The organism is Azoarcus sp. TTM-91 (genome assembly GCF_012911025.1).
Lineage (GTDB): Bacteria > Pseudomonadota > Gammaproteobacteria > Burkholderiales > Rhodocyclaceae > Azoarcus.
Genome location: NZ_WUEI01000009.1, coordinates 1 through 26,020 on the forward strand (window position 1 = coordinate 1; position 26,020 = coordinate 26,020).

Sequence of the window (26,020 nt, forward strand, 5' to 3'; positions counted from 1 at the left end):
CGCTTGTGCGCACCGGCCTCATGCCGCCTCGCCGTGGGCCACGCCCAGGTAGGCGGCGCGCACCGCCGGGTCGGCACTGAGCGCGGCGGCGCTGCCGCTGCCGACGATGCGGCCGCCTTCCAGCAAGTAGCCGCGGTCGCCTATCGCCAGGCTCTGGCGCGCGTTCTGCTCCACCAGCAGCACGCCGGTGCCGTCGTCGCGGATGCGCGCCAGGGCCTGGAACAGCTCCTTGCACATCAGCGGCGACAGGCCCAGCGAGGGTTCGTCCAGCAGCAGGATGGCCGGGGCGGACATCAGCGCCCGGCCCACCGCCACCATCTGCTGCTCGCCGCCGCTCATGGTGCGCACCGCCTGGTCCAGGCGTTCGCGCAGGCGGGGGAAGAGGTTCTGCACGCGCTCGAAGTTGTCCGCCTCGGCGGCGCGGCCGCGGTGGGGGAAAGCGCCCAGCGCCAGGTTTTCCCGCACCGTCAGTTCGCCGAACACGCCGCGGCCCTCGGGCACCAGGGCGAGGCCGGCGCCGACGATGCGGTGCGCTGGCAGCCCGGCAAGTTCGGTGCCGGCGAGGCGGATGGAGGCGCCCGGTTCGCGCTTCACCATGCCGCCCACCGCCTTCAGCAGCGAGGATTTGCCGGCGCCGTTGGCGCCCAGCATGACGACGATTTCGCCGCGCTCCACCGTCAGGGCGACGTCGTCCAGCGCCAGGTGTTTGCCGTAGCGCACGGAAAGGCCGGCGATCTCAAGCATGCTGGCCTCCCGCGCCGAGATTCAGCTGGGTGGCGGCTTCGCCGGTGGGCAGACGGGGCGGCGGCAGGTCGTCCGTCTCCACATCCTCGCCCAGGTAGGCGCGCACCACTTCCGGGTTGCGCAGCACCTCGGCGGTGGGGCCGTCGGCCAGCAGCACGCCGGCGTTCATCACCACGCAGCGGTTGCACAGGGCGTGCACCGCCTCCATCACGTGTTCCACCAGGATCATGGTCAGGCCCTCGTCGCGCAGGCTGCGGATCAGGGCGATGCCTTCGCGCAGCTCGGTGGGGTTGAGGCCGGCCAGCCATTCGTCCAGCAGCAGCAGGCGCGGCGACAGCGCCAGCGCGCGGGCCAGCTCCAGCCGCTTCTGGTCGATATAGGTCAGCTCGCCGGCCGGCAGTTCTTCGCGCCCGCCCAGGCCGACGCGGGCGAGCAGGGCGTGGATGCGCTCCCGCGCACCCGCGCCGAAGGCGCCGCCGGGGTGGAAGGCGAGGCCGGCGGCGACGTTGTCGGCGCAGCTCAGCGAGCCCAGCACCCGCACCAGCTGGAAGGTGCGGGCGACGCCGTGGCGCACGATGCGGTCCGGCCGCAGGCCGACCAGCTCGGCCTCGCCCAGGCGGATGCTGCCGCGGTCGGCGCGCAGCGCGCCGGAGATCAGGTTCATCGCGGTGGTCTTGCCGGAGCCGTTGGGGCCGACCAGGCCGATGACTTCGCCGGGCGCCACCTCGAAGCTCAGCTTGTCCACCGCCACCAGGCCGCCGAAGGCCTTGGTCAGGCCCGCCACTTTCAACAGGGGTGCGCTCACTTGCTGCCCTCCTTGCCGGCGCGGTGCCGGCGCCGCTGCAGCAGCCCGAACAGGCCGTTGGGAATGAAATAGACGATGGCCATGAACACCAGCCCGAGCAGGATCATGAAGTGGTTGGGGAAGCTGCCGGACAGCAGTTCGAACAGGATGGCCACCGGCAGCACGCCCAGCAGCGGCCCGAACAGCCGGTTGGCGCCGCCCAGCAGGGCCATGATCAGCACCTGGAAGGAGATCACCGGGTTGAAGGCGATGGCCGGGTCGATGTAGGTCCAGCGCGGCGCCATCACCGCCCCGGCGAGGCCGATGAAGCCGGCGCTGATGGCGAACAGCAGCAGCTTGGCGCGGGTGGTGTCTATGCCCACATGGCGCGCCACCACTTCGTCGTCGCCTATCACCTGCAGCGCCAGCCCCAGCCGCGAGCGGCGTATCGCCCAGCCGGTGGCCAGCACCCCCACCAGCAGCGCCAGCAACTGCCAGTAGATCTGCACCTGGGTGATGTCGACGAAGAGGTAGCGGCCCAGGGTGCGGGTCACGTTCACCTCGTACCAGTTCACCAGCTGGTGCACCAGCTCGGCGAGGCCGAAGGTGAAGATGACGAAATGCACGCCGGACAGCCGCAGCGTCGCCAGGCCGACGACCAGCGCCAGCACCACGCTGATGCCCAGCGCCACCGCCAGCACCGCCGGCCACGGCAGCGTCTCGCCGACCACCGCGGCGGTGTAGGCGCCGATGCCGAAGAAGGCGACGGTGGCGAGCGACACATAGCGCGTCGGCCCGGAGAACAGCGCCCAGGCGGTGGCGAGCACGCCGTACTGCAGGATGTTGATGCCCACCGCGATCAGGTAGTCGTCCGCGCCCAGCCAGGGCAGCGCGGCGAGCAGGGCGAGCCCGGCCACCATCAGCGCCTGCAGCGCGAGCCGGCCGGCGCCGGCGGGGTTGCCGGCGGCGGCGGGGGAAGGCAATGCGTTCATGGTCGATCTCACCGTGCGACCCTCCCGAACAGGCCGGCCGGCCGCAGCAGCAGCACCAGCAGGAAGAGGGCGAAATTGACCGCCAGCGTGAGGCCGGGGTCGACGAAGCGGGCGACCAGGGTTTCGGCGAAGCCCAGCATCAGCCCGGCCACCAGGCAGCCGAGCAGGTTGCCGACGCCGCCCATGATCACCACCACCAGCGCCTTCATCGCGAACACCACGCCCATGGTGGCGCTGAAGGGCAGGAACATGCTGAGCAGGGTGCCGCCGCCGGCCACCAGCGCGCCGCCGATGCCGAAGGCGATGGCCGACAGCCGCCACACGTCTATGCCCACCAGCGGGGCGAAGCGCGGCGCCACCGCCACCGCGCGCACCGCGGTGCCGAGGCGGCTGCGGGTGAGCAGCAGGTAGAGGCCGAGGCCGATGGCGGCGGCGAAGCCCAGCACCACCAGCCGGTTGGCGGCCACCTGGCTGCCGAGGATGTCCACCGGTTGCGACAGGTAGGAGTAGCTGTAGTAGTTGCCGCCGAAGGCGAGCAGCAGCACGCCCTGCAGCAGGAAGAGCAGGCCGAAGGTGGCGAGGATGCTGTCCACCTCCAGCGCCGGGCCGGCGCCGCTGCGACGCACCAGCGGCATCATCAGCACGCGGTAGATGAGCCAGCTGGCGAGATAGCCCAGCGGCAGGCTGGCGAGCAGCACCGCCACCGGGTTCCAGTCCAGCCGGGTGACGGCGAACCAGGTGCCGAAGGCGGACATCACCAGCACTTCGCCGTAGGAGAGATTCATGATGCGGGCGACGCCGTACTGCAGCGTCAGCCCCATCGCGATGAGGGCATACATGCCGCCGAGGGTGAAGCCGGCGAGCAGGACATCGACGATCAACATGGCGGGGATTTCCGGATGCGGGGGGAGGTGGCGCGCGCGCCGGCCGCCGCGGGCGCGCGGCCCGCGGAGTGGTGCCCGGCCGCGCGCTGGGAGCTGCGCCGCCTCAGGTGAGGATCAGGGCTTCCAGGCCGGCTTCGGGATCACCGCCGGACGGGCGCCGGCGCGATCGGTGGGGGCGATGCCGCGGAACTCGCCGTCCTGCCATTGCCCCACCCACCACAGCTTGGGCCACTGGCGGTCCACCAGCTTGACCTGGCCGAGGATGGTGTCGAAGGTGCCGCCGGCCAGCTCCTTGCTCACCGCCGCCCGGTCCACGCCCACCCGCTCTATGGCCTGCTGCAGCATCTGCAGGCTGACCCAGACGATGGGGCTGGCGAAGCGGTCCGGCTCCTGGCCGGTCACTTCCTTGTGGCGGCGGAAGTAGGCCTGCACCGCCGGGTCGTCGGCATCGATGCCGCCCAGGCTCATGACGCCATCCACGTTGGCGCCGAACTTGTTCTTGTACAGCGGGAACTGGGTGCCGACGCCGGTATAGAACACCTTGGGATTGAAGCCGATGACCTTGGCCTGGTCGGTGATGCCCAGCGTGTCCGGCGGGTAGGAGAAGGCGATGAACACGTCCGGCGCCAGCGCCTTGATCTCGTTCAGCATCGGCGACAGATCCTGGGTGCCGACCGGGTAGGTCTTGTCATACACCAGCTCGAAACCGTGCTTGGCCACCACCTTGCGCGCGGCACCGCCCAGGTCCACGCCGAAGCCGTCGGCCACGCTCATCATCGCCACCTTGGTGCCGATCTTGCCCGCCTTGCGCTCCTGCTCCAGGTAGCTCACCAGCGCCTCGCCGTAGCCGTGGCCGGTGCCGAGGAAGAAGAAGGCGTTGGGCCAGCGCTTGACCAGGTCGGGCGCGCGGTCGGTGACCGCGGTGGCGGCCAGCAGCGGGTAGCCGTGCTTGTGGAAGGTGGGGCCGACGGCGAGGTTGGTGCCGGTGCCCCAGGGCGGGAGGATGAAATCCACCTTGTCCTGGGTGACCAGCCGCTCGATGGCGCGCACCGCCTCTTCCGAGCTGGAGCGGTCGTCGTACTCCACCACCTCCACCGGCACCCGCTTGCCGGATTTCAGCTGGATGCCGCCGGCGGCGTTGATCTCTTCCACCCACAGCTTGTAGTTGGGCAGCACGGTGGTGGCGACGCCGGGCGCGTTGGGGCCGGTCTTGGCCACCGCCCAGCCGATGCGGATCTTGTCCGGGCCGGCCTGGGCGGCGGCGGGGCCGGCGGCGAGCGTGGCGAAGGCCAGGCTGGCGGCGGAAGCGGTCAGCAGCGCGCTCCGCCGCAGAAAACTGCGTCGGGTGTTCATCGTTCGTCTCCTTCCTCTTTGTTCTGTCGGTCGCCGCGATGAGCGGAGCCTGGGAAGGAGCTTAGGCAGCGCCGCCGCCGCCGGCTTGCCCCACAGCGCAGCCGGCTTGCTCCAGCGCGCAGCGCTGCGGCGCACGATGCCCCGCGCCGGGCTTGTCTGCTATCGTGATACGAAAAACGCAATAAATTCAAAAGCTGCCGACGGAGGAGACAGACATGGCCACGCTCGCGATCGCGTCCACCGACCCGGTGCCCCGGGAGGAAAGGCTGGCCCTGTGGGGCGAGATGGTGTGGCAGCTGCTGGGCCGCCTGCGCTCCACCACCGAGGGTGACGAGAGCTTCCGCGGCCACCTGGAGTACGGCGACCTGGGCGATCTGCGCCTGTGCCGGCTGGCCGCCAGCCGCCACCGCGTCATGCGCACGCCCCAGCTCATCCGCCTGGACGACCGCGGCTATTACAAGATGGTGATCCAGGTGCGCGGCAGCGCCACCTTCGAGCAGGACGGCCGCCGGGTGCAGCTCTCGCCCGGCGAGTGGAGCATCTACGACACCATGCGCGCCTACTCGGTGAGCAACGACAAGGCGGTGGAGCAGGTGGTGCTGCTGTTGCCGCGGGAGTGCATCGCCACCGGCGAGTTCGACCCGGCGCCGCTGATGGTGCGGCGCTACTCGGCGACCCGCGGCGTCGGCCGCCTGGCCTGCCAGCTCATCGACGCCACCTTCCAGGAGTTGCCCAACTGCGGCGGCGACGGCGGCCGCGGGGTGGCGGATTCCATCGCCGCGCTGATGCGGCTGGCGCTGCTGGAGGGCAGCGGCCGCGCCGGCGACCTGGCGCTGGCCGAGGGCCTGCGCGACCGCATCAAGCGCCATGTGGCAGCCAATCTGCGCGATCCCGGCCTGTCGATAGAGCGCATCGCCACCGCCTGCGGCTGCAGCAAGCGCAGCGTGCACATGGTGTTCCGCGACGAGGGGATGACGATCAGCGACTACATCTGGCGCCAGCGCCTGGCGCGCTGCCGGGCGGACCTGGACAACCCGGCGCTGCGCGGCGAATCCATCACCGCCATCGCGCTGGCCTGGGGCTTCAACAGCCCGACCCACTTCAGCCGCGCCTTCCGCGAATGCTACGGCGTGCCGCCCAGCCATTACCGGGACGCCGGGCTGGAAGGGGCGATGGAGGCCGGGGCGGCGGCGCAGCCCTATCGGCAATAGGTCATCGGGGAGCGGGAAGGTGGCGCAGGCGGGCGTTTGGCGGAGCCGGCTTGGCCGGCTCCGTGTTGCCTCAGCGGCGGGGTGGCGCGCTCAGGGCAAACTCAGTGCAGTTTGAGCCGGCCGGAAACGCGCTGCTGCAGCAGCCGCGCCAGCGCCAGCACCGCCGTCTTGCCGGTGCCGAGGATGGCGCGGTGGTGGTTCAGGTGCAGCGACATGTACATCCACTTGGCGATCAGGCCTTCGACGAAGAAGTTGCGCCCGGCCAGGCCGCCCATCAGGTTGCCGATGCCCTTGTTCTCGCCCAGCGACACCAGCGAGCCGAAGTCGCGATAGACGAAGGGCGCGTCGTACACCTTCTCCCGCAGCGCGGCCAGCAGCACCTTGCCCAGGTAGTCGGCCTGCTGGTGGGCCGCCTGGGCGCGCGCGGGCACGAACTGGTCGCCGTGCCAACGACAGGCGGCGCAGTCGCCCAGCGCATAGACGCCGCTGGCGGAAGTCTCCAGCTTGTCATTCACCACGAACTGGTTGATGCGGTTGGTTTCGAGGCCGAAGTTGCGGTTGTTGTCCGCGGCCTTGATGCCGGCGGCCCAGACGATCATGTCGGCCTGGATCTCGCCGCTGTTGATCACCAGCGCATCCGGCCGCACCTCGGTGACCTTGGTATTCGTGAGCACCCGCACATTCTTGCGCTCCAGGGCGACGCGCGCCTGGGCGGAGATCTTTTCCGGCAGGCCGCCGAGGATGCGCGGGCCGGCTTCGACCAGGGTGATGTCGAGGCGGAAGCGCTGCTCGTTGCCCAGGCTTTCCAGCAGTTCGCTGTGAGCCTCGATCAGCTCGGCGGACAGCTCCACGCCGGTGGCGCCGCCGCCGACGATGGCGATGCCCAGCGCCTTGGTGGCAGAGAAGGAGGCGCGGGCGAAGGCGCTCAGCAGGCTGTTGTGGAAGCGCTGGGCGTCGCTCGCCTGCTCCAGCACGTAGGCATTGTCGGCGCCGGGCGTGCCGAAGGAGTTGGAGCCGCTGCCCAGCGCCAGCACAGCGCGGGTGAAGCTCACCGTGCGCTCGGGCACCAGCGTCTTGCCGTGGTCGTCGCGGATCTCCGCCAGGGTGACGAGGCGGCGGGTGGTGTCCAGCGAGGTGACATCGCCGAGGGCGAAGCTGAAGTGGTTGCGCCGCGCCAGCACGGTGTAGGAGAGCCCTTCCTGGTGGGCGTCCAGCGTGCCGGCAGCCACCTCGTGCAACGTCGGCTTCCAGATGTGGAATACCGAGCGATCCACCAGCAGGATGCGCTCGCGCCCCTGTCGGGCGCCCAGCTTGCGCCCCAGCTGGGCCGCAAGTTCCAGTCCGCCGGCACCGCCGCCGACGATCACGATGTCGAAATGCATGATTGGTCTAGTTTTCCGCGAAGGGGGACGGCGTCCCCGGCTGCCCGCATTATCGCTGCAAGAGGTCGCGGACGATCTGCCGGAAAATGCGCAGTGTGGTTTCTTTATCGATAGCCGGATTGCGGATGCTGCGGGCGATGAGGCCCTCGAACAGGGCGGAGATGATCTCGGTGCGGCCGCGGATCTCGCGGCTGTCGTCCTGGTGGCCGCCGGCCCGGCGGATCAGGCCTATGGTTTCCTCGAAGGCGCCCATGATCTTGGCGTCGGCGGCGTGCACCGCGGCGGCGATGTGGGGGTTGCGGCCGGCTTCGGCGACGATTTCCAGCTTGAGCGGCGCATGGTCCGGCTGCATGTGCTCGGCCACCGCGGCGTCTATGCTCTCCATCATTGCTTCGAGTGGATTCTCGGCGGCGCGCATGTCGTCGGTCATCTCCTGCAGGCGCTCGATGTCCTGCTCGACGATGGCGGCGATGATCGCTTCCTTGTTCTCGAAGTAGTGGTAGATATGGCCGGCGCTCATGCCCGCGGCTTTCGAGATCTGCGAAATGCTGGAGCCGTGGAATCCGTGGGCGTGGAAACAGTCCGAGGCTGCGGCGAGTATCTGCGCTCGGCGCGCTTCGGCCCGTGGCTGGTCTGCGGGTGTAGCGGAATCCGCTGACATGGGAATCTCCTGGCCGCAGCCGTGCTGCGTTAAATCGGGTAAGGGCGGGCGTATGCTTCTTGCGATGCAACAAACCTTAACATAGAATGAGCGTTCAATCTAGAACAGTCATTCTATTTCCCCGTCGCGAGTATGGCCGAAGTGGTGGTGCGACCCATGGCTGACCCGACCCCAACCGAAGAGGTTTTCGATGCAGATCAACAGGAAGCGGCTCTACCAACCTCTGGCGGCCGCGCTTGCAGGGGCATTCCTTCTTGCGGCGTGTGGTGGTGGCCAGCAGCAAGGGCAGCAGGGAGCCGCCCCGCAGGCGACGCCGGTCGGCGTCATCACCGTGCAGTCGCAGTCGGTGCCGCTGGTCACCGAGCTGCCGGGTCGCACCAATCCTTACCTGATCGCCGAAGTGCGGCCGCAGGTCACCGGAATCATCAAGAAGCGCGCCTTCAACGAAGGTGGCGAGGTGAAGGCGGGCGAGCTGCTCTACCAGATCGACCCCGCCACCTACCAGGCCGCCTATGACAGCGCCAAGGCGGCGCTGGCGCGTGCCGAGGCGAATGTCTATTCCGCCAAGCTGATGGCCGAGCGTTACGCCGACCTGGTGAAGGTGAACGCGGTGAGCCGCCAGGCCAACGACGACGCCATCGCCGCATTGAAGCAGGCGGAGGCGGACGTGGCTTCGTCCCGCGCGTCGATGGACGCTGCCCGCATCAACCTCGACTTCACCCGGGTCACGGCGCCGGTCAGCGGCCGCATCGGGCGCTCCGCCGTTACCGCCGGGGCGTTGGTCACCGCCAATCAGGAAACCGCGCTGGCCGTCGTGCGCCAGCTCGATCCCATCTATGTGGACGTCACCCAGTCCAGTACCGAGATGCTGAACCTGCGCCGCCAGTTCGAGTCCGGCAACCTGAAGCGCAATTCCGATCAGTCGGTGCCGGTGAAGCTGGTGCTGGAGGACGGCAGCGAGTACGCCGCGCCGGGCAAGCTGGCCTTCTCCGAAGTGTCGGTGGATGAAGGTACCGGCAGCGTGGTGCTGCGCGCGGTGTTCCCCAACGCCAAGAGCGAGCTGCTGCCGGGCATGTACGTGCGGGCGCGCATCGAGCAGGGTGTGCGCGGCGACGCCATCCTGGTGCCGCACGCGGCCTTGAGCCGCGATGCCAAGGGCGGTGCCCTGGTGATGGTGGTGAATGCCGAGAACAAGGTGGAAGCCCGCCCGGTGAAGGCCGAGCGTGCGCTATCCGAACAGTGGGTGATCAGCGAAGGCCTGAAGGCAGGCGAACGCGTCATCGTCGAAGGCCTGCAGAAGGTCCGCCCGGGCGCGCCGGTCCAGCCGCAGGATGTGGCGGCTGCTCCGGCTGCCGCGCCTGCCGCTGCCCCGGCGGCGAAGTAAGGAGCTGATCCATGGCCCGTTTCTTCATAGACCGGCCCATCTTCGCGTGGGTGGTCGCCATCGTCATCATGCTTGCCGGTGCGCTCTCGATTCTCGCGCTGCCGGTGTCCCAGTACCCCGCGATCGCGCCGCCGCAGATCGCCATCAACGCCACCTACCCGGGCGCGACCGCCAAGGCGGTTGAGGACTCCGTCACCCAGGTCATCGAGCAGAAGATGACCGGCCTGGATGGCCTGCTGTACATGGGTTCTACCTCGGACTCCTACGGCCGCGTCACCGTGACCCTGACCTTCAATGCCGACGTGAATCCCGACATTGCCCAGGTGCAGGTGCAGAACAAGCTGCAGACGGCACTGCCGCTGTTGCCGCAGGCGGTGCAGCAGCAGGGCGTGCAGGTGGCGAAATCCACCCGCAACTTCCTGCTGGTGCTGGGCTTCGTCTCCAAGGATGGCAGCCAGAGCGCGAACGACCTCTCCGACTTCCTCTCTTCCACCGTGCAGGATCCGCTGTCGCGGGTCACCGGCGTGGGCGAGGTGCAGGTGTTCGGCTCCCAGTACTCCATGCGCATCTGGCTGGACCCGTCCAAGCTCAACAACTTCAAGCTGATGCCGTCGGACGTGCAGAGCGCGCTGCAGAGCCAGAACGCCCAGGTTTCCGCCGGCCAGCTCGGCGGCACGCCGGCGCTGCCGGGCCAGGGCTTTACCGCCTCCATCACCGCGCAAAGCCGCCTGCAGACGGTGGAGCAGTTCGAGAACATCCTGCTGCGCAGCTCGGCGCAGGGTGGCGAGGTGCGTCTGCGCGACGTCGCCCGGGTGGAGATCGGCGCCGAGAACTACGGCTTCACCGCCCGTTACAACGGCCAGCCGGCCGCCGGTATCGGCATCAAGCTGGCCGCCGGCGCCAACGCGCTGGATACCGCCAAGGCGGTGCGCGAGGCCATCGATGGCATGTCGCACTACTTCCCGGAAGGGGTGGAGATCGTGACGCCGTACGACACCACCCCCTTCGTCCGGCTGTCGATCGAGGAAGTGGTGAAGACGCTGATCGAAGCCATCGTCCTCGTCTTCCTGGTGATGTTCCTGTTCCTGCAGAACATCCGCGCCACGCTGATCCCGACCATCGCGGTGCCGGTGGTGTTGCTGGGCACCTTCGGCCTGATGGCTGCGTTTGGCTTCTCCATCAACACACTGACCATGTTCGGCATCGTGCTCGCCATCGGCCTGCTGGTGGATGACGCCATCGTGGTGGTGGAGAACGTCGAACGGATCATGACCGAGGAGGGCCTGCCGCCCAAGGAGGCTACCCGCAAGTCCATGGGCCAGATCACCGGCGCGCTGGTCGGCATCGGCCTGGTGCTGTCCGCCGTGTTCGTGCCGATGGCCTTCTTCGGCGGCTCCACCGGCGTGATTTACCGCCAGTTCTCCATCACCATCGTCTCGGCGATGGCGCTGTCGGTGCTGGTGGCCATCGTGTTCACCCCGGCGCTTTGCGCCACCATGCTGAAGCCGGTGGAGAAGGGCCACCATGCGGCCGAGAGCGGCTGGTTCTCCAGCTTCTTCGGCTGGTTCAACCGCATGTTCGAGCGCAACACCCAGCGCTACGAATCCGCGGTGGGCCGCATCGTCCGTCGCACCGGCCGCTTCCTGCTGATCTACGTGGTCATCCTCGGCGTGCTGGCCTTCCTGTTCCACCGCATGCCCACCTCCTTCCTGCCGGAAGAAGACCAGGGCGTGATGTTCACCCAGGTGACGCTGCCGGCCGGCGCCACCCAGGAACGCACCCTGGCGGTGCTGGAGAAGGTGGAGAAGCATTTCCTGGAAGACCAGAAGGACTATGCCAAGTCCATCTTCACCGTCGCCGGTTTCAGCTTCGCCGGCAGCGGCCAGAACATGGCCATCGGCTTCATCCACCTGCGCGACTGGGACGAGCGCAAGGGCGCGCAGGGCACCGTCAAGGCGGTGGCAGGGCGGGCCATGGCGGCGTTCGCGCAGATCAAGGAAGCCATGGTGTTCGCCTTCGTGCCGCCGGCGGTGCTGGAACTGGGCACCTCCAACGGCTTCGACCTGCAGCTGCAGGACCGCTCCGGCCTTGGCCATGATGCCCTTATCGCCGCCCGCAACCAGTTGCTCGGCATGGCCGGGCAGGACCCGCGGCTGGTGGCGGTGCGTCCGAACGGCCAGGAAGACATGCAGGAGTATGTGCTCAACATCGACCATGCCAAGGCGGGTGCGCTGGGCGTGACGGTGGCGGACATCAACGCCACGCTGTCCACTGCCTGGGGCGGCGTGTATGTGAACGACTTCATCGACCGCGGCCGCATCAAGAAGGTGTACCTGCAATCCGACGCCGGTGGCCGCATGCGGCCGGAGGACCTGGAGAAGTGGTACGTGCGCAACAGCGCCGGCGAGATGGTGCCGATGTCCGCCTTCGCCACTGGCCATTGGGCTTTCGGTTCGCCGCGGCTGGAGCGCTACAACGGCCAGCCGGCGGTGGAGATCCTGGGCCAGGGCGCGCCGGGCGTTTCCTCCGGCGATGCGATGGCGGCCATGGAGGAGCACATCGCCAAGCTGCCGCCGGGCATAGGCTACGAATGGACCGGCACCTCCTACGAGGAACGCCGCTCCGGTTCGCAGGCGCCGGCCCTGTACGCGCTGTCGCTGATCGTGGTCTTCCTCTGCCTGGCTGCGCTGTATGAGAGCTGGTCGGTGCCGTTCGCGGTCATGCTGGTGGTGCCGCTGGGCGTGCTGGGCGCCATCGTGGCCGCCACTGGCCGCGGGCTGTCCAACGACGTCTACTTCCAGGTCGGCCTGCTGGCCACCATCGGCCTGTCGGCGAAGAACGCGATCCTGATCGTGGAGTTCGCCAAGGAGCAGATGGAGCGGGAGGGCAAGGAGCTGATCGAGGCCACGCTGGAGGCGGTGCGCATGCGTCTGCGCCCCATCCTGATGACCTCGCTGGCCTTCGGCCTTGGCGTGCTGCCGCTGGCGATCAGCACCGGCGCCGGCTCCGGCAGCCAGAACGCCATCGGTACCGGCGTGCTGGGCGGTACCATCGCCGCCACCGTACTGGGCATCTTCTTCATCCCGCTGTTCTACGTCGTCATCAAGCGCGTCTTCAAGGACAAGAAGCCGCAGGAGACGACTGCGCACGCTGCCGCCCCGCAGGAGGGCAACTGATATGACGAAACACAGCCTCTCGCTGGCGCTGTCCGCCCTGTTGCTGGGCGGTTGCGTCAGCCTCGCTCCTGACTACCAGCGTCCGCAGGCGCCGGTGCCGGCCACGCTGGGCCAGCCCGGCGCGCAGGGCGCGGCCACGCTGGACCAAGTGGCCTGGCGCGACTTCTTCGCCGACGAGCGCCTGCGCCAGCTGGTGGGCCTGGCGTTGGAGAACAACCGCGACCTGCGCGTGTCCGCGCTCAACATCGAGCGTGCCCGCGCCCAGTACCAGATCCAGCGCGCCGATCTGTTCCCCACCATCGGCATCACCGGCAGCGGCACCTCCCAGCGCCTGCCCGGCGATCTGACCGCCACCGGCGAGCCGGCGATCTCCCGCCAGTACAGCGTGGGCGTCGGCTTCAGCGCCTACGAGCTGGACTTCTTCGGCCGTGTCCGCAGCCTGCGCGACGCCGCGCTGGAGAACTACCTCGCCACCGAGGAAGCCCAGCGCAGTGCCCGCATCAGTCTGGTCGCCGAGGTCGCCAACGCCTGGTTCGCCCTGGCTGCCGACCGTGAGCGCCTGAAGCTGGCGCGGGAGACGCTGGAGAGCCGCAAGTCTTCCTACGACCTGACCCGCCGCAGCTTCGAGGCCGGGGTGTCGTCCTCGCAGGACGCGCTGCAGGCGCGCTCCTCGCTGGAGAGCGCCCGGGCGGATGTCGCCACCTACTCGGCGCAGGTGGCGCAGGATCAGAACGCGCTGCGGCTCATCGTCGGCGCCGAGGTGCCCGCCGCGCTGCTGCCGGAGCAGCTGAGCCTGGAGGTCACCCGCATGGCGGAGCTGCCGGCGGGGCTGTCCTCCGAACTGCTGCAGCAGCGCCCGGACATCCTCCAGTCCGAGCGTTCGCTGCGCGCCGCCAACGCCAACATCGGCGCGGCGCGGGCCGCCTACTTCCCCAGCATCACGCTCACCGGCAGCGCCGGTACCGCCAGCGCGTCGCTGGGCGGGCTGTTCGAGTCCGGCTCGGGCACCTGGAGCTTCATGCCGCAGATCAACCTGCCCATCTTCGACATGGGGCGTCGCAGCGCCAACGTCGAGGTGGCCGAGGCCGACCGCGACATCGCCATCGCCCAGTACGAGCGCGCGGTGCAGAGCGCCTTCCGCGAAGTGGCGGATGTGCTGGCCGAGCGCGAGACCCTGGGAGAGCGCCTGGACGCCCGCGGCGAGCAAGCCGTGGCCTCGTCCGAAAGCCTCAAGCTCGCCGACATCCGCTACCGCAGCGGGGTGGACAGCTACCTCAGCGTGCTGGACGCGCAGCGCACCCTCTATGCCTCCCAGCTGGAGCTGATCGCCGCCCGCGCCGCGCAGGCGAGCAACACAGTGACCTTGTACAAGGTCTTCGGCGGCGGCTGGCAGTAGCCTCTGCGGACCCGCTAAGGGGCTAGAATACGGGGGCGTTCGGTACGACAGACGATGTACCGACGCCCCCGAATCTTTTTTCGTTTCCTCCCAATCTCTCTTTTGGAGCCCCCGCCATGAAGGGAAACGCCAAGGTCATCGCCGCCCTGAACTCGCTGCTGGTCGACGAGCTCGCGGCTCGCGATCAATACTTCATCCACGGCCGCATGCTGGCCGAATGGGGCCTGCACCACGCCGCCGAGCGCATCCTCCACGAAATGGAGGACGAGACCCAGCACGCGGCTGACCTGATCTCCCGCATTCTGTTCCTGGAAGGCACGCCCAAGATGACGCCTTCCAAGATCACTGTCGGCAAGGATCTGCCGGACATCTTCACCAAGGACCTCGCGGTTGAATATTCGGTGGTGAAGAACCTGCGCGAGGTCATGGCGCTTTGTGAAACCGAGCAGGACTACGTCACCCGCGACATCCTGCTGAAGATGCTGGCCGATACCGAGGAAGACCACGCCCACTGGTTGGAACAGCAGCTGCGCCTCATCGGCATGGTCGGCCTGCCCAACTACCTGCAATCGCAGATGAAGACGGGTACCCCCGGAGCCTGAGGCGGCCTCCGCTTTCCCGCCGTTCCTGTTGCGGCGCGGCGTTTCACCCCGCCGCCGGCCCGCCCGGGCGGCCGGCGGCAGCCGCGATGCCGGCCGCTCCACGGCCCCCGTCCGGCCCGCATCGTGCCCATGGCACGATCGCTGCAAGCCTGCCGCCGCACACGCTGCGCTGCACATACCGTAAGGCTGTCCCTAGGGCGCAGGCGGTGATATAAGATCGCCCGGATAGAAGGGCGCTTCGCGCACATCGAACCCAGTTCCACGAGGAATGCTGACATGAACGATACGATTTCCCCGCCGCTGCCGTCCGAGGCCGAACTGCTCAAGGCCCCGGAGTCCGACTACATGTCGCCCCGTCAGCTGGCTTTCTTCCGTCATCGGCTACAGCAGGAAATGAACGCCCTGCTGGAAGCCGCCCACGCCACCACCACCCACCTGCAGGAAAACGTCGCCACCCCCGACCCGGCCGACCGCGCCAGCGTCGAGGAAGAGCACACGCTGGAACTGCGCGTGCGCGACCGCGAGCGCAAGCTGCTGCGCAAGATCGAAGAGGCCCTGGGCCGCATCGACGACGGCAGCTACGGCTGGTGCGAGGAAACCGGCGAGCCCATCGGCATCGGCCGCCTGCTGGCCCGCCCCACCGCCACACTCAGCCTGGAAGCGCAGGAACGGCGCGAGAAGCTGAAGAAGATGCATGGCGGCTGAGGCCGCCGTTGCGCCGGCCGATCGGCGCATCCCGGTCACCATCCTGACCGGTTTCCTGGGTGCCGGTAAGACCACCCTGCTGAATCACCTGCTGCGCCTGCCGGAAATGGCGGGTGCGGCGGTGCTGATCAACGAGTTCGGCGAAGTCGCGGTCGACCACCACCTGGTCAACAAGGTGGACGACACTTTGGTCGTGCTCGACTCCGGTTGCATCTGCTGCAGTGTCCAGGGCGATCTGGTGCGTGCGCTGAAGGATCTCTTCATGCGTGCGCTGCGCAAGGAACTGCCTCCCCTCAGCCGCATCCTGATCGAAACCACCGGCCTGGCCGATCCGGCGCCGGTGGTGTCCACGCTGATGGATGAGCCCTTCATCGCCGAGCGCTACCGCTGCGATGGCGTCATCACCGCAGTCGATGCCACCCACGGCCTGGGGCAGCTCGGCGATCACCGCGAGGCGGTGCGCCAGGCGGCCATGGCCGACCGCCTGCTGCTGACCAAGTGCGACCTGGCCGCGGCCGGCGACCTCGAGGCGCTGGCGCAGAAACTGGGCGAACTGAACCCCTCCGCCGAGCAGATCCGCGTCCAGGGTGGCGAAGTCGCTGCCGCCACGATGTTCGGCTGCGGCCTCTACGACGTCTCCGCCAAGAGCGCCGAAGTGGCGGCCTGGCTGGGCGAGGAGAAGGCGCGTATCCAGGAGGCGAGGGCGGCGCGGCTCAATCCGCCGCTGAGCTGGCGCAAGCCGGGCAGCGCGCCTGGGCCGGCGCCGGCCGCTCCGCTGGCGCGCCACGACGAGAATGTGCGCAGCTACGTCTTCACCTTCAGCGCGCCGCTGTCCTGGTTCGGCTTCTCCGACGCGCTGGGCCTGATCCTGCAGGCCTATGGCGACCGCATCCTGCGGGTGAAGGGGCTGATGAACATCGCTGGCGACCCGCTGCCGCGCGTGGTGCAGTGCGTGCAGCACGTCGCCTACCCGCCCTCCAGCCTGCCCGCCTGGCCGGACGAGCCGCCCTACGACGACAGGCGCAGCCGGCTGGTCTTCATCGTCCGCGACCTGCCGCGCAGCGAGCTGGAGAGCATCTTCTTCGGCATCGCCGGCATACCTGCCGATCCGGTTCCGGCCTGATCCAGCCCCCGCGCGTCCGCCGACCGTGGGCGCGGATTGCCGATGACGCCGCCTTCCCCATCCCGCACCATTCCGCCTCCGCTGGAGAGCCGCTGGCTGGCGGAGATCGTCCGCCGCCATGAGGAGGCCAGCGGCCCGCTGGAAGACAGCGCCGCGCTGAGCGAGGCGCGGCAGGCCCCGGCCGGGCTGGAAGCTCGCATCCAGGCCCGCGCCAAGATCCTGGCCGAGCGCGAAGGCTGGGCGTCGGCGCCGCGGCAGTGGCTGGCCCGCGCCCGCCTCGCCAGCGGGCTGGCGGCGCTCCTCGCGCTGCTCGCCGGCAGCGGCATGGCCTGGGGCGTGCTCGGCGACGGCAGCCGCAGTGTGAACATCGTCTGGGCGCTGGCCGGTCTGCTGGGCGTGCACATGCTCAGCCTGGCGCTGTGGCTGGTGGCGATGGCGGTGCCGGTGGCCGCGCCTGCCGGCGGCCTGCTGGGGCGGGCCTGGCTGCATCTGATCGGCTGGCTGGAGCGGCGGCCGGCAGCGGGCGCGCAACTGGCGGCGCTGACCGGCCTGTCCGGTGGCGGCAGCCTGGTGCGCTGGGGCCTGGGCATGCTCACCCATGCGCTGTGGGCGTTGGCGCTGGCCGCTGCCGCGCTGGCGCTGCTCGCCCTGCTGGCCACCCGCCGCTACGGCTTCGCCTGGGAAACCACCATCCTGCCGGCGGATGCCTTCGTCACCTTCGTCGACCTGCTGGGACGGCTGCCGGCGGCGCTGGGCTTCAACGTACCGGACGCGGCCACGGTGGTGGCCAGCGGCGAGGCAGCGGGTAGCGGAGAGGCTGGCCGCCGTGCGTGGTCGTCCTGGCTGCTGGGCTGCCTGCTGGTCTATGGCCTGTTGCCGCGCCTGCTGCTGCTTGCCGTCTGCGCCGGCCTGTGGGCGCGGGCGCGTGCCAGGCTGCGGCTGGATCTCAACCTGCCGGGCTACGCCCGCCTGCGTACCCGCTTGTTGCCGGAGGCCGAGCGCCTGGGCGTGCGCGACCCTGCTCCCGCCTTGGCCGGACGCGCTGGCGTGCGGTCGCATCCCCTGCAGGGCGAACATGCGCTCGCCGTCGGCATCGAGCTGGGCGAGGATTTGGCCTGGCCGCCGTCCGGCTGGCCGCAGCTGGAAGCCGAGCGCATCGATGGCCGCGAGCAGCGCCGCGCCTGCCTGCAGCGCTGCAGGCAGCATCCGCCCTCGCGCCTGCTGGCGGTGGTGGATGCCCGCCTGACGCCGGACCGCGGCAGTCTGGCGCTGCTCGCCGAGTTGTCCGCGCTGGCGGTGGAAACGCGGATCTGGATGCGGGAGGAGGGCGCGGACGCTGTGCGGCCGTCGCGCCGGAGCGCCTGGGAGGCGGCGTTGGCGGAGCATGGCTTCGACCGCAATGTGCTCAGCGCGAATGGCGAAGCCGCACTCGCCTGGTTGAAGGGAGAAGTGCATGACTAGGGCCTGCATCCATTTGCCGCATGTTGCGGCCGGTTTTTGCCCGCCACGGCGGGGACGACGCACAGCGGAGAGGCTGGCGTGCCCGCGCCCATGATCCTGGCGGTAGTTGGCCACACCAACACCGGCAAGACTTCCCTGCTGCGCACGCTGGCGCGCGACGCCGGCTTCGGCGAGGTGGCGGACCGGCCGGGCACCACCCGCCATGTCGAGGGCGTGCGCCTGCTGGCCGATGGCGAGCCGGTGGTCGAGCTGTTCGATACCCCGGGCATGGAGGACGCCATCGCCCTGCTGGAACTCCTCGACGGACTCACCAGCGCTGGTGAGCGCCTGGACGGCCCGGCGCGCCTGGCCCGCTTCCTCGCTACCGCCGAGGCGGGCGCGCGCTTCGAGCAGGAAGCCAAGGTGCTGCGCCAGCTGCTGGCGAGCGATGCCGGCCTGTACGTCATCGACGCCCGCGATCCGGTGCTGGCCAAGCACCGCGACGAACTGGAGATCCTCGCCGCCTGCGGCCGGCCGCTGCTGCCGGTGCTCAACTTCGTCGCCGCGCCCGCTGCGCGCCAGGATGAGTGGCGGGCGGCGCTGGCCCGCATCGGCCTGCATGCCACGGTGGATTTCGACACGGTGGCGCCGGAGCTGGATGGCGAGCGCCACCTGTTCGATGCGCTGGCCACCCTGGTCCATGCCCACAAGGCCGGCCTGTCCACGCTGATCGCCGCCCGTGCGCGCGAAGCCGGGGCCCGCGCGCAGGCGGCCCGCCGCCTGGTTGCCGACCTGCTGCTGCGGCTGGCGGCGCGCCGGCACCGGGTGGCAGACACCTCGGATGCGGCGCTGCTTGCTGCGGTCGAGGCGCTACGCGACTCCGTGCGCGCCGCCGAGCAAGGCTGTGTAGACGCCCTGCTGGCGCTCTACCGCTTCCGCCCTGGCGACGCCCGGGCGGAAAGCCTGCCGCTGGCCGCCGGCCGCTGGCGCGACGACCTCTTCCACCCCGAAACCCTGCGCCGCATGGGCCTGCGCATGGGCGGCGGCGCCGCGGCCGGTGCCGCCGCCGGCGCCGGCATAGACCTGCTCGCCGGCGGCACCACGCTGGGCCTGGCCGCCGGCCTCGGCGCGCTGGCCGGCGGCATGTGGCAGACGGTGGGCCACTACGGCGACCGCCTGGCGGCCCGGCTGCGCGGCCATCGCGAACTCACGGTGGACGACGCCATCCTGCGGCTGGTCGCCCTGCGCCAGCTCAGCCTGCTGACCGCACTGGCCGGGCGCGGCCATGCCGCGGTAGCGCCGATACGGGTGGATGCGCCGCAGGCTGCCGCCGCGCGCTGGCGCGAAGGCCGGCTGCCGGCGCCGCTGCGCCGCGCCCGCGCCCATCCCGAATGGGACGGCGCCGACGGTGGCAGCGAGCGCTCCGCGGCCGCCGCCGAACTGGCCGGGCTGCTGCAGGAGGAGGCGGAAAGCGGCGCCGGCAATGGCGCCAGCGTGTAATTCCACACGCGCAACCAAGGTTTGACAGCCTTTCGGCGCTCAACCTACTATCATCGGGTTAAACCGCTGGCTTGCCGGGATTTCCTTGGCAAGCCGCGTTTCTTTTTGTCCGCTCCCCCGCCCCTCCCATGCGCCAGTTGCTCCGCCTCGTCGCTCTTGCCTTGCTGCCGTCCGCCGCGGCGCTGGCCCAGTCGCCCGGGGTGCTCACCTTCGTGAACGGCGGTGCGCGGGTGGTGCACGACACCCGGGTTTATCCCGCCACCGCCGGCCTCGCGCTGGAGGCGACGGATCTGCTGGAAACCGGCAGCGGTGGCTTCGCCATCCTGGAGTTCGCCGATGGTAGCCGGGTCGCGCTCGGCGGCGAGTCGCGCCTGATGCTGAAGGCACTGCCGCCGGATGCCGACAAGGCCGGCGACAAGCCGGGCGAGCTGGCCCTGCTCACCGGCTGGCTGAAGTCCGAAGGCGGCAAGGCGGCATGGCAGCTGGATACACCCTGGCAGCGCGCGAACTGGCGCAGCGCCAACGTGATCGCCCGCGTCACCGCGGAAGGCAGCACTGCCTTCGCCGAGTTCGGCGAGGCGAGCAGCACCTTGCTGAACTCGGATGGCCGCAGCACCGGTGCGGCGTCCACGCTGAAGCGTGGCCAGTCGGCGGCGGTGTCGGCCCAGCGCAAGCTCAACCTGCAGAACCGACCGACGGAGGATTTCGTCGCCGCGCTGCCACGACCCTTCCGCGACCCCTTCCCCGCGCTGCGCAGCCGCTTCGGCGATGGCAACGCGCCCGAGGGCGGCGCCGAGGTGGCCTATGCCGACGTGGCGCCCTGGTTGCAGGGCCCGCGCTTCTGGCGCGGCGGCCTGGTGACCCGCTTCACCCCGCGGCTGGCGGACGCCGGTTTTCGGCGCGAGCTGGCGGCGAGCATGAAAGCCCATCCCGAATGGGACAGGGTGGTTTTCCCGGAAAAATACCGACCGCGGCCGGCGCCTGCAGCGCCGTCAGGCCATTGAGGCACTGCGGTCTTCGCCCCCCGACCAGAGAACTGAGCCACCATGAAACTGCTCGTCAAATTCAATCTCGTGCTGCTGCTGGTGTGCCTCGTCGGCCTGGGCGGCGCCGGCTACGTTTCCCATGAGCTGCTGCAACGCAACGCGCGGGAAGAGGTGCTGCAGCACGCCAGCATCATGATGCAGGGCGCGCTGGCGGCGCGCGGCTACACCAACAGCCAGGTGTCGCCGCTGCTGCAGACCCAGCTCAACTACGAGTTCCTGCCGCAGTCGGTGGCCGCCTACGCCGCCGCCGAGTACTTCGGCGAGCTGCGCAAGCACTACCCGGACTACACCTACAAGGAAGCCACGCTGAACCCGACCAACCCGCGCAACCGCGCGGCGGACTGGGAGGCGGACATCGTGCAGAGCTTCCGCAACGTCGCCGGCCAGACCGAGATCTCCGGCGAGCGCGACACCCCGGCCGGCCGCGCGCTCTTCCTCGCCCGCCCCATCCAGATCAAGGATGGCGCCTGTCTGCGCTGCCACAGCGTGCCGGACGCGGCGCCGCCGTCCATGATCGCCCGCTACGGCAGCGCCAACGGCTTCGGCTGGCAGCCCAACGAAATCGTCGGCGCCCAGGTGGTGTCGGTGCCGATGGCGGTGCCCATCCAGCGCGCCGAGCAGACCTTCCGCGTGTTCATGACGCTGCTGGTGGTACTGGTCGCCTTCATCTTCGTGCTGCTCAACGTGCTGCTGGTCACCCTGGTCGTCCGGCCGGTGAACCGCCTGGCGCGCCTGGCCGACCGTGTCAGCCTGGGTGACATGGAGGCGGAGGAGTTCAGCGTGAAAGGCCGCGACGAGATCGCCACCCTGGCGGAATCCTTCTCCCGCATGCGCAAGAGCCTGGTGCATGCGCTGAAGATGCTGGAGAGCTGAGGGCGGTGACGCAGGACCTTCCCCGGAGCCGCCGACATGGCTGAGATGCACAGGCTGGGCAAGTACGAAATCCAGGGCGTGCTGGGCCGGGGCGGCATGGGCACGGTGTATCGCGCCCGCGATCCGGTCATCGACCGGGTGGTCGCGCTCAAGACCATACGCCGCGAGCTCATCGACGGCGGCGGTGGCGCCGCCATGGTGGAGCGCTTCCACAACGAGGCGCGCGCCGCCGGCCGGCTCAACCATCCGGCCATCGTCGCTATCTACGACTTTGGCGAGGATGCAGACGTCGCTTACATCGCGATGGAGTTCGTCGATGGCTGCGGCTTGGGCCAGTATCTCGGCATCGGTGAGCGCCTGCCGGTGGCCGACGTCGTAAGCATCATGCTGCAGCTGCTGGAGGCGCTGGACTATGTGCACCAGCGCGGCGTGATCCACCGCGACATCAAGGCCGCCAACCTGCTGATCACCCAGGAAGGCAAGCTCAAGATCACTGACTTCGGCATCGCCCGCATCGACACCGCGCAGATCACCCAGGTCGGCTCCATCGTGGGTACGCCGAACGCGATGGCGCCGGAGCAGTTCCTCGGCCTGGCGGTGGATCACCGGGCCGACCTGTTCTCCGCCGGCGTGGTGTTCTACGAACTGCTGGCCGGCAAGCGGCCCTTCAACGGCGCGATGGAGGCGATGGCCTACCAGGTCTGCCACGAGCCGCACCGCCCGCCCTCCATCCACGCTCCCGGCTTGCCGGCGGCGTTCGACCTCATCATCGATCGTGCCCTCGCCAAGCGGCCGGACGAGCGCTATCCGGATGCCGCCGCCTTCGGCGAGGCGCTGCGCGAGGCCTACGCTCGCGCCTACAGCGCGCCGCCGGCGCTGGCGGTGTCGGAGGAAACCGTTGTGCTGACCGCCGAGGCGGTGCGGGCCAACCTTGCCGCCTACCAGGCCGGCCTCGCCGCCGGCGGGCTGGCGACCGGCGCCTCTGGCGTGTCGCCCGGGCTGGGCGGCCAGTCGCCGCCGCGCACCCAGGCCACCCAATGGCAGGAAAACACGCTGAAAACGGTGGAGCGCCAGCTGGCCGCCTATATCGGCCCGCTGGCGGGTGTGATCGTGCGCCGTGCGGCCAGCACCGCCCATGACCTGGGCGAGCTCTACGCCCAGCTCGAAGGCAAGCTGGACACCGAGGAAGCCCGTCGCGGCCTGCGCGATGGCCTGACCAAGCTGGGGATGCGCACCGGCGGCCAGGCTCCCGGCAGCACCGGCATCACCTCCGGCGGCCTGGGCCGCAGCATGGTCCGCGAGGCCACCCAGGCGACGCCGGTACCGACGGTGCCATTGGCACCTGCCGATGTGGAGAAGGCCGGCCGGGCGCTGGCGCGCCACCTCGGGCCGATTGCGCCGGTGCTGGCGAAGAAGGCCGCCGCCACCGCGGCCGGGCCGGCGGACTTGTACCGGGCGCTGGCCGAACACATCGATGATGCGGATGCACGCCGCCGCTTCCTCGCCGAGGTCGGCGGGCTGGGCTGAGTGCTGGGGAAGGCCGCGATTGCCGGCCTACCCGTTTTCCCCTGGTTTGTTTCCTCGCGCTGGCGGCTGCCGAGGTAGCGCCGCGGCACCGCTCGCCACGGCGCGGGCCGTGTCTCGCGCCCTTGGGCTGGCCCCCGGCCGGATGAGGGGCGGCCCGCGTCAGCCCTTGATCCGCTTGGTCGTGTGGTGGCGGTAGGCGTCGAGGAAGGCGTGGCCGAGCAGGTTGCGGAAATCCGCTGCCGCCTGCTGGCTGAGAGCGTCGAAGTGCTGCTCGTACAGATCCCACAGCTTGGCCTTGCGGTTGGCCGGCAGCAGCGCGTCCAGCAGCTTGCGTTCGGCCAGGCGGTCTTCCAGCGCAGCCGGGGCGAAGCCGGCCAGCACATCGGCTAGCGCGGCGCCGAGGCCGGCGGTGTTGGCGGCGAGGTGGCCCTGCAGGTCCTGCCGCACCTCGGCCAGCGCGCGGCGGGCGGCGCTGCCGCCGTCGTCGGCGGCGAGAAGGCGGCCCAGCGCGCCTTCGGCGCCGCCACCCTCCTTCAGCGGATTCAGTGCCGCGTCGCCGGCCAGCGTGAGGTCGGCGCGCATCGCCTGCTTGTCGTCGCTGCGGTCGTCCAGCAGGGCGACGATCAGGCTCACGCTTTCGCGCAGCAGGCTGCCCAGCAGTTCCATCTTGGCTGGCGTCAGCTCGAAACCCGGCGGCAGTGCGGCGCTGCCCAGGCCGCGGCGGAAGGCGGCCAGCAGCGGGGCGTAGTCGTCCTGGATCGGGACGGGTTTGGGCGCCGGGCGCTTGCGTGGCGGCGCGGCGAACAGCCGGGTGTTCTCGCCCGCCTGCGGTGGTTCCAGCGTGGGCTTGGGGGCGTTCGGCTGGGTGAGGTTGCTGGTGCTGGCGCTGTCGGAGTAGGGAATCTCCACCCGCAGGCGGTAGACGCCTATCAGCAGGGTGTCGCCGTCGCGCAGGGTGGCGCTGGCGCCCTTGCCCAGCGGCTGGCCGTTGAGGTGGGTGGGGTTGCTGCCGCAGTCGGTGAGGATGTGGCGGCAGCCGTCGTAATCGATCCGGGCCTGTACGCGGGAGATGTGGCGGTCCGGGTCGGGCAGGGCGAGCTGGTTGCTGGCGTCGCGGCCTATGGTGCCGCCGTCGCCGCCGAACTCGCCGATCAGCGCGGCTTGTGCCGGCTGCCCGCCCACCTGTATGACTCTGATGCGCAACACGCCTGGATCTCCCTTCGTTCGGCTCCCGTGCTGTCGTCCCCCGCCGGCTCTGGCTCCTGCCGGGTGGAGGAGCATGCGTGTTCTTGTCGGTCCGGCAACAGAGTCCCTGCCAGCGTCTGCCTGGGCCTGTCGAAAGGCTTTGCGGGGAGCGGGCCTGAATGGCCGCAGCTCGAACGGAGGCGGGGTGTTCGGTTGCCGGTAGGTAATACTTTGGTGGTGGCCGGCCAGCGGGCGATTCCACCACAGCGGGGCGGCGGCCACAATGGGGCGGCGGGGCCGGCGCATGCGCCGCGATGCTGTTCGGCAGGAGGAGGCAGTGGCGGCGGCTTCTCCGTTCGTCGCCTTACCTCCGCATGGTCTCAGGCCGACAGCATCGCCGCGCTGCGCTCGGAGGCGACCAGGATGAGCTTCATCGTCGCCCGGGTGGCGCCGACGAAGAGCTTGCGCACCGCCAGCGCGTCCAGCGCGGGGAAATCCACCTCGGTGAAGATCACGCAAGGCGCGGCCTGGCCCTTGAAGCGGTAGACCGAGTCGATCAGCAGGTCGCCCTCGCTGTACTCGGCCTCGCCGAAGAGGTCGTAGCGGCCGCTGAAGGCGCGCAGGCGGTGGGGGCCGAGGTGGTCCAGCGGGGTGAAGCGGGAGTTTTCGCGGCCGCGGTAGGTGATGAGCGCGATCATCTCGCGGCGGAAGCCGAGGCCGATGGCGCGGGTGATGGCGCGCTTGGTGGCGTCGAACAGGCCGTCCGCGTCCCGCCAGCTGAGGATCTCCGGGCCGGTGCCGTCCACCGGGCTGCCGGCGGCGATGGGCTGGGGCAGCGGCAGGCTGCGGTTGAGCAGGGCGAGGACGTCGGCCGGGGTGCGGTAGTTGGTGTCGGCGCAGAGGCCGGTCCAGCCGGGCAGGGCCACCGGCTCGCGGCCGTACAGGTTCTGCATCGGGTCTTCCAGCCACCAGGCGCGGCCCTCCGGCGCCAGCATGGCGAGCAGTGCGTCGCGCCAGGCTTCGGTGAAGTCCTGGCCTTCATCCACGATGAGCTCGTCGAACCGCCAGGCGGGGTCGGGTGGCAGGGCGGCGAAGTCGGCTTCCAGGCGGCGGAAGGTGTCCGGCTGGCCGAAGCGCGGCGGCTTGCCGGCGGCGCGCAGGCGGCGGTCGCACAGCTGGTGGTAGGTGGCGATTTCGCCGCCGGCCGGGGCGATGCGGGCGAAGTGGTCCGCCAGCGGGCGGTTGTAGCAGACGTAGAGCGGGCGCCGGCCGGCGGCCAGGGCGTCGGTGTAGGCGGCCAGCGCGAGCTGGGTCTTGCCACTGCCGGCGGTGCCGGTGACGTGCAGGCGGAAGGGCGACATGCTGATGCGCCGCGCCCATTCGGCCAGCCCGCCGGACAGCCGGGTGGTGAGCGCATGGGCCTGGCCGGCCAGCGCCTGCACGTCCGGCACCAACTCCAGCAGGTCGGCGAGGAAGCGGTGCAGCGCGGTCTGGCGGGCGGCGTCGGCGCTGTAGCCATCCTCCGGCCGGGTCAGCCCCTGGACGATGGCGACCAGGGCGTCGCGCCGGCTGCTGTCCACGATGCGCGCCGGGTCCAGGCCGGCGGTGCCGGGCTGGCGCACCTGATAGTCGGGGCAGTAGAGCAGGATTTCCAGCTGCGGCTCGGCGCCGTCCAGCAGCGGCTTCAGCCGCGCGCGCAGGGCCTCGGTGTTGCGCGCCAGTTCCAGGCTGATGTTGCGCGCCCGGCGGGAGTGCGGCCGCTGCAGGCCCTCGGTGGTCTCGTCGAGGAAGCCGGATTGCTGCTCGATCAGCAGCAGCTTGCCGTCCGGGCCGAGCACGACGAAGCCGATCTCGCCGAACACCGTGTGCTCGCGCTCCACCCGCGTCCAGTGCAGGCCGTGGTAGATGGCGTAGTCGTCCGGCAGGCCGTCGGCGAGGCGGGAGAGGGTGGCGAGTTCGCGCGCCAGCGCGCCGCTGGCGGGCAGCTGGCGCCAGCCTTCGGGATGGGTTCTGGCCATGGTGTCGTCAGGTTGGCTGGGGGAGGCCGGCGCA

The 26,020-nt window shown here is 70.0% G+C and carries 21 protein-coding genes; 12 read left to right on the forward strand and 9 right to left on the reverse strand.

The features are described from left to right. Positions 1-18: 18 nt before the first annotated feature. From GRF61_RS04455 to GRF61_RS04475, 5 genes are all read right to left on the reverse strand, one after another. Positions 19-744, reverse strand: a complete 726-nt coding sequence (locus GRF61_RS04455; RefSeq protein ID WP_169149510.1) for an ABC transporter ATP-binding protein — start codon at positions 742-744, stop codon at positions 19-21. Next, the gene (locus GRF61_RS04460; protein WP_169149511.1) at positions 737-1,549 is read right to left on the reverse strand and encodes an ATP-binding cassette domain-containing protein; all 813 of its coding nucleotides are present in this window, start codon (positions 1,547-1,549) and stop codon (positions 737-739) included. Before GRF61_RS04460 ends, GRF61_RS04455 begins: the two co-directional genes overlap by 8 nt. Beyond that, positions 1,546-2,520: a branched-chain amino acid ABC transporter permease gene (locus GRF61_RS04465; RefSeq protein ID WP_211165742.1), complete on the reverse strand. Its 975-nt coding sequence runs from the start codon at positions 2,518-2,520 to the stop codon at positions 1,546-1,548. Before GRF61_RS04465 ends, GRF61_RS04460 begins: the two co-directional genes overlap by 4 nt. An 8-nt stretch (positions 2,521-2,528) precedes the next feature. Further along, positions 2,529-3,404 carry a branched-chain amino acid ABC transporter permease gene (locus GRF61_RS04470; protein WP_133594849.1) on the reverse strand — a complete coding sequence of 292 codons (876 nt, stop codon included), beginning with the start codon at positions 3,402-3,404 and terminating at the stop codon, positions 2,529-2,531. A 114-nt stretch (positions 3,405-3,518) separates the two neighbouring features. After that, positions 3,519-4,757, reverse strand: coding sequence for an amino acid ABC transporter substrate-binding protein (locus tag GRF61_RS04475; protein ID WP_169149512.1), 1,239 nt, complete (start codon positions 4,755-4,757; stop codon positions 3,519-3,521). Between the two features lie 215 nt (positions 4,758-4,972). Between GRF61_RS04475 and GRF61_RS04480 the strand changes: the two genes are divergently transcribed. Further along, positions 4,973-5,968 carry a helix-turn-helix domain-containing protein gene (locus GRF61_RS04480; protein WP_169149513.1) on the forward strand — a complete coding sequence of 332 codons (996 nt, stop codon included), beginning with the start codon at positions 4,973-4,975 and terminating at the stop codon, positions 5,966-5,968. Between the two features lie 101 nt (positions 5,969-6,069). On the opposite strand, the gene GRF61_RS04485 is transcribed toward GRF61_RS04480, so the two are convergent. Beyond that, complete coding sequence (locus tag GRF61_RS04485) at positions 6,070-7,350, reverse strand: FAD-dependent oxidoreductase (protein WP_169149514.1); 1,281 nt, start codon at positions 7,348-7,350, stop codon at positions 6,070-6,072. A 49-nt stretch (positions 7,351-7,399) separates the two neighbouring features. After that, entirely contained in the window at positions 7,400-8,011 is a 612-nt protein-coding gene (locus tag GRF61_RS04490; protein ID WP_169149515.1) for a TetR/AcrR family transcriptional regulator, read from the reverse strand. A 190-nt stretch (positions 8,012-8,201) separates the two neighbouring features. Here GRF61_RS04490 and GRF61_RS04495 point away from each other — a divergent pair, with 190 nt between their 5' ends. The 11 genes from GRF61_RS04495 to GRF61_RS04545 all read left to right on the forward strand — a co-directional run bounded on the left by GRF61_RS04495 (position 8,202) and on the right by GRF61_RS04545 (position 22,783). Next, on the forward strand, positions 8,202-9,395 hold the full coding sequence (locus tag GRF61_RS04495) for an efflux RND transporter periplasmic adaptor subunit (protein WP_169149516.1): 1,194 nt from the start codon (positions 8,202-8,204) through the stop codon (positions 9,393-9,395). 11 nt (positions 9,396-9,406) lie between these two features. Further along, positions 9,407-12,571, forward strand: a complete 3,165-nt coding sequence (locus GRF61_RS04500) for an efflux RND transporter permease subunit (protein WP_169149517.1) — start codon at positions 9,407-9,409, stop codon at positions 12,569-12,571. Between the two features lies 1 nt (position 12,572). After that, positions 12,573-13,967, forward strand: coding sequence for an AdeC/AdeK/OprM family multidrug efflux complex outer membrane factor (gene adeC / locus GRF61_RS04505; protein ID WP_169149518.1), 1,395 nt, complete (start codon positions 12,573-12,575; stop codon positions 13,965-13,967). Between the two features lie 116 nt (positions 13,968-14,083). Then, positions 14,084-14,569: a bacterioferritin gene (gene bfr / locus GRF61_RS04510; protein ID WP_169149519.1), complete on the forward strand. Its 486-nt coding sequence runs from the start codon at positions 14,084-14,086 to the stop codon at positions 14,567-14,569. Positions 14,570-14,845: 276 nt separating this feature from the next. Then, positions 14,846-15,274: an RNA polymerase-binding protein DksA gene (dksA, locus tag GRF61_RS04515; RefSeq protein ID WP_133594840.1), complete on the forward strand. Its 429-nt coding sequence runs from the start codon at positions 14,846-14,848 to the stop codon at positions 15,272-15,274. After that, positions 15,264-16,397, forward strand: a complete 1,134-nt coding sequence (locus GRF61_RS04520; RefSeq protein ID WP_169149520.1) for a GTP-binding protein — start codon at positions 15,264-15,266, stop codon at positions 16,395-16,397. Before dksA ends, GRF61_RS04520 begins: the two co-directional genes overlap by 11 nt. A gap of 42 nt (positions 16,398-16,439) precedes the next feature. Continuing rightward, positions 16,440-17,858, forward strand: coding sequence for a DUF2868 domain-containing protein (locus tag GRF61_RS04525; RefSeq protein ID WP_169149521.1), 1,419 nt, complete (start codon positions 16,440-16,442; stop codon positions 17,856-17,858). A 78-nt stretch (positions 17,859-17,936) separates the two neighbouring features. Continuing rightward, positions 17,937-19,337, forward strand: a complete 1,401-nt coding sequence (locus tag GRF61_RS04530) for a GTPase/DUF3482 domain-containing protein (RefSeq protein ID WP_169149522.1) — start codon at positions 17,937-17,939, stop codon at positions 19,335-19,337. A gap of 128 nt (positions 19,338-19,465) precedes the next feature. Continuing rightward, positions 19,466-20,341, forward strand: coding sequence for a FecR domain-containing protein (locus GRF61_RS04535; protein ID WP_169149523.1), 876 nt, complete (start codon positions 19,466-19,468; stop codon positions 20,339-20,341). Positions 20,342-20,383: 42 nt separating this feature from the next. Continuing rightward, positions 20,384-21,256, forward strand: a complete 873-nt coding sequence (locus tag GRF61_RS04540) for a DUF3365 domain-containing protein (protein WP_133594836.1) — start codon at positions 20,384-20,386, stop codon at positions 21,254-21,256. Positions 21,257-21,292: 36 nt separating this feature from the next. Further along, entirely contained in the window at positions 21,293-22,783 is a 1,491-nt protein-coding gene (locus GRF61_RS04545) for a serine/threonine-protein kinase (RefSeq protein ID WP_169149524.1), read from the forward strand. Positions 22,784-22,942: 159 nt separating this feature from the next. On the opposite strand, the gene GRF61_RS04550 is transcribed toward GRF61_RS04545, so the two are convergent. Together GRF61_RS04550 and GRF61_RS04555 are read right to left on the reverse strand one after the other, a co-directional pair. Continuing rightward, positions 22,943-23,989: a type VI secretion system-associated FHA domain protein gene (locus GRF61_RS04550; protein WP_169149525.1), complete on the reverse strand. Its 1,047-nt coding sequence runs from the start codon at positions 23,987-23,989 to the stop codon at positions 22,943-22,945. 359 nt (positions 23,990-24,348) lie between these two features. Further along, entirely contained in the window at positions 24,349-25,986 is a 1,638-nt protein-coding gene (locus GRF61_RS04555; protein WP_169149526.1) for an ATP-dependent helicase, read from the reverse strand. Between the last annotated feature and the right edge of the window lie 34 nt (positions 25,987-26,020).

Coding starts and splice junctions, on each gene's coding strand:
- bfr (WP_169149519.1), top strand. CDS start 14,084: ATGAAGGGAAACGCCAAGGTCATCGCCGCCCTGAACTCGCTGCTGGTC.
- GRF61_RS04525 (WP_169149521.1), top strand. CDS start 16,440: ATGACGCCGCCTTCCCCATCCCGCACCATTCCGCCTCCGCTGGAGAGC.
- GRF61_RS04455 (WP_169149510.1), bottom strand. CDS start 744: ATGCTTGAGATCGCCGGCCTTTCCGTGCGCTACGGCAAACACCTGGCG.
- GRF61_RS04490 (WP_169149515.1), bottom strand. CDS start 8,011: ATGTCAGCGGATTCCGCTACACCCGCAGACCAGCCACGGGCCGAAGCG.
- GRF61_RS04555 (WP_169149526.1), bottom strand. CDS start 25,986: ATGGCCAGAACCCATCCCGAAGGCTGGCGCCAGCTGCCCGCCAGCGGC.
- GRF61_RS04470 (WP_133594849.1), bottom strand. CDS start 3,404: ATGTTGATCGTCGATGTCCTGCTCGCCGGCTTCACCCTCGGCGGCATG.
- dksA (WP_133594840.1), top strand. CDS start 14,846: ATGAACGATACGATTTCCCCGCCGCTGCCGTCCGAGGCCGAACTGCTC.
- GRF61_RS04475 (WP_169149512.1), bottom strand. CDS start 4,757: ATGAACACCCGACGCAGTTTTCTGCGGCGGAGCGCGCTGCTGACCGCT.
- GRF61_RS04500 (WP_169149517.1), top strand. CDS start 9,407: ATGGCCCGTTTCTTCATAGACCGGCCCATCTTCGCGTGGGTGGTCGCC.
- GRF61_RS04535 (WP_169149523.1), top strand. CDS start 19,466: ATGCGCCAGTTGCTCCGCCTCGTCGCTCTTGCCTTGCTGCCGTCCGCC.
- GRF61_RS04480 (WP_169149513.1), top strand. CDS start 4,973: ATGGCCACGCTCGCGATCGCGTCCACCGACCCGGTGCCCCGGGAGGAA.
- GRF61_RS04520 (WP_169149520.1), top strand. CDS start 15,264: ATGGCGGCTGAGGCCGCCGTTGCGCCGGCCGATCGGCGCATCCCGGTC.
- GRF61_RS04465 (WP_211165742.1), bottom strand. CDS start 2,520: ATGAACGCATTGCCTTCCCCCGCCGCCGCCGGCAACCCCGCCGGCGCC.
- GRF61_RS04485 (WP_169149514.1), bottom strand. CDS start 7,350: ATGCATTTCGACATCGTGATCGTCGGCGGCGGTGCCGGCGGACTGGAA.
- GRF61_RS04545 (WP_169149524.1), top strand. CDS start 21,293: ATGGCTGAGATGCACAGGCTGGGCAAGTACGAAATCCAGGGCGTGCTG.
- GRF61_RS04540 (WP_133594836.1), top strand. CDS start 20,384: ATGAAACTGCTCGTCAAATTCAATCTCGTGCTGCTGCTGGTGTGCCTC.
- adeC (WP_169149518.1), top strand. CDS start 12,573: ATGACGAAACACAGCCTCTCGCTGGCGCTGTCCGCCCTGTTGCTGGGC.
- GRF61_RS04495 (WP_169149516.1), top strand. CDS start 8,202: ATGCAGATCAACAGGAAGCGGCTCTACCAACCTCTGGCGGCCGCGCTT.